The following is a 3,193-nucleotide window of genomic DNA, read 5'->3' on the forward strand; positions in this document are numbered from 1 at the left end:
ATGCTAATTGCTTATTTTTTTGTTTTGTTTTTTCTTCATGAATAATGCAGGCTAATAATCCTAATTCTGACGGCAATTTTGTCTCTCTTGGCACAAACCACACATCTATTTCTCTTACTTCTGAGGATACCCTTTTTGCTCCTTCCACCACCCCATACGGCAACAACAACGTCTCTAGAAGATCCTTTGAAAATTGGTCATATATGAAGCGTGTCAATGGGAATCCCTCTTTGATATTTTACCAGACATTTCTTGCTCTCTCATTATTATACAATCAAATCTGATAATTAATTGACTTCCTTATTTTTCCGATCAGGAATAGTAAACTTATGTTGATATTCAGGAAAATACTCTTGTAAGAAAGGTTGTAGTTTCCCATAAGTTAAAGGATTATTATAAAATTCATTATCATCAGACTTTAATCGGCTTTTCTTACTCATAAAAACCCAAATTAATACTTTCATAAGCTCTTCTCCAAAAGGGGTCTTTTCAATAGAATTAATCCTCCATCCTTTCCCTTCTAAGGGTTTCCCGAATTCTAATTTTACTAAACCAAATAAATCTAAAATAGCTAAATTTGTCAGGGTTTCGAGATGTTCCAGATTATATTTACCAGCATTCTTTTTAGTGATTTTTACTTTTTTTTGAGGCAGCCTCATCCAAATATTAAAAGTCGAAAGAAAACTCGCCATCCCCCCATACTCAATTGAAATCCAAAACACCCCAACTTCTAATAAAATCAAATACTGTTCAGTTAAGTTAAGTTCTTGCCATTTTTGAAATACGTCTTGATTAATTCTTAAGTTCGACTTCTTTCCTTCTCGAATAGGTTCGGCTATTGCTAATACTCTTACCAGTAAGTAAAGTCCATGAATACAAGGATAGGATTTTTGTTGAGGTCGTTTTAAATCAATTTCAATAGGTGTACTCAGGACAGCATTTATTTGTGGTAAAAGTTTCATGGGAAAATAATCATTTTTTCCAGTTACTTCTACCCCTTCAGAGCCAATAAAATCTAATAAGGTTTGCCAATCTTTAAAAATACGACCTGGACTCTCTTCTGTAATTTTCTCTTGTTGCAGAAATTCTTTCACTTTGGGTTCAACAGGGGAAACTTCTCCCATTAACCCAGAAAACATTAAGAAATCAAGATCCATAACCCTTAACATCTATCTGTCCATATACAAGTCGAGTCTACACTTGATTTATGACTATTCGTCAAGATATCCTCGTTGATTACCGCCATCGCATTTTTGACCTAGTAGTGATTATAGCGATCGCCTCGCCGATCTTGTGAGACAAGCGGGGAGGGGAGACCTCATCGAAAATATCTTAGCCCATTAAGAACGACCTTTCAAGCTTGTTACTTCCTATTACTGAGAGATTTAAAATCCCATCAATCCTGTTGTGCCAACCAATTACGGAGATCTGATTCAGATTGAAAATCTAATAGGGCTTCTCCCAATGCCTCTAATTGTTCAATAGATAATTGACGGACTTGGCTTTCTAAATCTGAAGAAATTTGACTATTTTTCCGACAGAGAAGACGGACAACCAAATTAGCTTCTCCTTCCTGCCTACCTTCCTCCATAGCTCGTTGCCGATCTTCTTGATATAGTGGCTTTAACCGCATAATTAGCTCCTGAGCATCTTGCTCTTGTTCTGTTGATAGTTCTAAGTTTTGCTGTAGATTGTATAATAATTCTAAGGTTATTGACCGAATGGGGTTTGAAACTGGTAGGGCTTCTAATTCATCGATCGCCTGCTCTTGTATTTTACCTCTTCCTAATATTCTCAACCATAAGGTAGAGGGAATAGCCGGAAGCTGATGTAGCACTACAATAGCTGTTTTTAGCCCCTCTGTTAAATAATAAACCCCTTCCATCTCCTCACTGGTTTTTCTCCCTCCAAAGGTTCCTAAAACCTCCTTTGATGCCGTTGGCGTTAAGATCCACAATCTCGGCCAGTCTGCTAACTCAAAACGTCTTTTTTTACGCAAGGCTTCTCTGTACATTTGACCTCGTACTGTGTTCTGCTTTTGCAAACAATCAGCTATTTCATTCACAGTCACTGGATTTCTATAAGGCTCAAATAAACTTACGGTTCCACTTGAAGCCATTTCCCCTAATAATCCTAATTCTGGTGGTAAATCCTTTTTTTGGGGCGAAAACCACACATCTATCTCTCTTACTTCCGAAGATACTCTTTTTCCCGTTTCTACTACTCCATAATCTCCTAACAAACTTTCAAACAAGTCTTTGCTGAACTGGTCAAATATAAAACGGGTCAATGAGCGTTTCTCTCCTTGACTAATAGTTTAGAACATAGGACACTAAAACCTCCTTATTCTATTCTATCATCGCGATCGCTCAATTCGACATCAATCTGTATAAAAACCATATTGTCCAGTTAAATAGCCCGTTTAAACTTATAGTGCCAAGTCTTTTCCATAAGTTATATAATCAAGCCAGATGAAATTGCTGATGACGGTTAAAGCCATCGCCAGCAGCATTATTATTCTTCCTATGAGATTTAAACAGTTTTATGGCACAAGGTCAAGTTAAGTGGTTCGATACCCAGAAAGGCTATGGGTTTATCGCACAACAGGATGGAGGAGATGATCTGTTTGTCCATTATTCAGAAGTTCAAAGCCAATCTTTAGATGAAGGACAAACAGTCGAGTATGACGTGGGACAAGGAAAAAAAGGCCCTTGTGCCATCAATGTCCGAACTATCTAACCTATTCTCATCCCAACTAATAATTTACAGGTGAAAAAATTACAGATGAACCATTACTGGTTGATTTTGGTTTGATTGAAACTGATTCCCATGACCCTTTACCTTAAAATCGAGACTGATTTACGGGAAATCCTCGTTGAATATCAACCGAATAATATCGCCCTTGAACAACCTTTTATTCGGGCTGAATATCCCTCAACCACCAAGTTACTGCAAGTTTTAGGAGTGGTTAATTTAGTGGCTTACCGTCATGGTTGCTTACCTGTTATGATCTATCCTGCTACTTGGAAAAGTAACCTTGATAGTCCCAAAGCCGAACGAGAAGACCTTACTGCTATTGTTGAGGAGTTGTTCGATTTACAAAGTATATTACTAAACCAAGAGGTTGATGCGATCGCCGTTGCTTATACCGCTTGGTGTGGTTTGGGAATACAAGCTTGACTTTTGATTATTA

At 37.5% G+C, this 3,193-nt stretch carries 4 protein-coding genes and 1 pseudogene; 2 read left to right on the forward strand and 3 right to left on the reverse strand.

The window, feature by feature from the left end; all coding sequences use genetic code 11:
* The 3 genes and pseudogenes from P9B04_RS18165 to P9B04_RS18175 form a co-directional block, all read right to left on the reverse strand.
* Nucleotides 1–217, reverse strand: a pseudogene (locus P9B04_RS18165) (DUF4351 domain-containing protein); the annotation flags it as partial.
* A 70-nt stretch (nucleotides 218–287) separates the two neighbouring features.
* The gene (locus P9B04_RS18170; protein ID WP_342056389.1) at nucleotides 288–1,157 is read right to left on the reverse strand and encodes a hypothetical protein; all 870 of its coding nucleotides are present in this window, start codon (nucleotides 1,155–1,157) and stop codon (nucleotides 288–290) included.
* A gap of 239 nt (nucleotides 1,158–1,396) precedes the next feature.
* Nucleotides 1,397–2,290, reverse strand: coding sequence for a DUF4351 domain-containing protein (locus P9B04_RS18175; RefSeq protein WP_342056390.1), 894 nt, complete (start codon nucleotides 2,288–2,290; stop codon nucleotides 1,397–1,399).
* Between the two features lie 254 nt (nucleotides 2,291–2,544).
* On the opposite strand from P9B04_RS18175, the gene P9B04_RS18180 reads away from it, so the two are divergent.
* Both P9B04_RS18180 and P9B04_RS18185 read left to right on the forward strand, forming a co-directional pair.
* Entirely contained in the window at nucleotides 2,545–2,739 is a 195-nt protein-coding gene (locus P9B04_RS18180) for a cold-shock protein (RefSeq protein WP_342056391.1), read from the forward strand.
* Between the two features lie 90 nt (nucleotides 2,740–2,829).
* Nucleotides 2,830–3,180 (forward strand): crossover junction endodeoxyribonuclease RuvC, encoded by a 351-nt coding sequence (locus P9B04_RS18185; RefSeq protein ID WP_342056392.1) that lies wholly within the window; start codon nucleotides 2,830–2,832, stop codon nucleotides 3,178–3,180.
* The last annotated feature ends 13 nt before the right edge of the window (nucleotides 3,181–3,193 follow it).

The sequence above is a fragment of the Crocosphaera sp. Alani8 genome (assembly GCF_038442745.1).
GTDB lineage: Bacteria > Cyanobacteriota > Cyanobacteriia > Cyanobacteriales > Microcystaceae > Crocosphaera.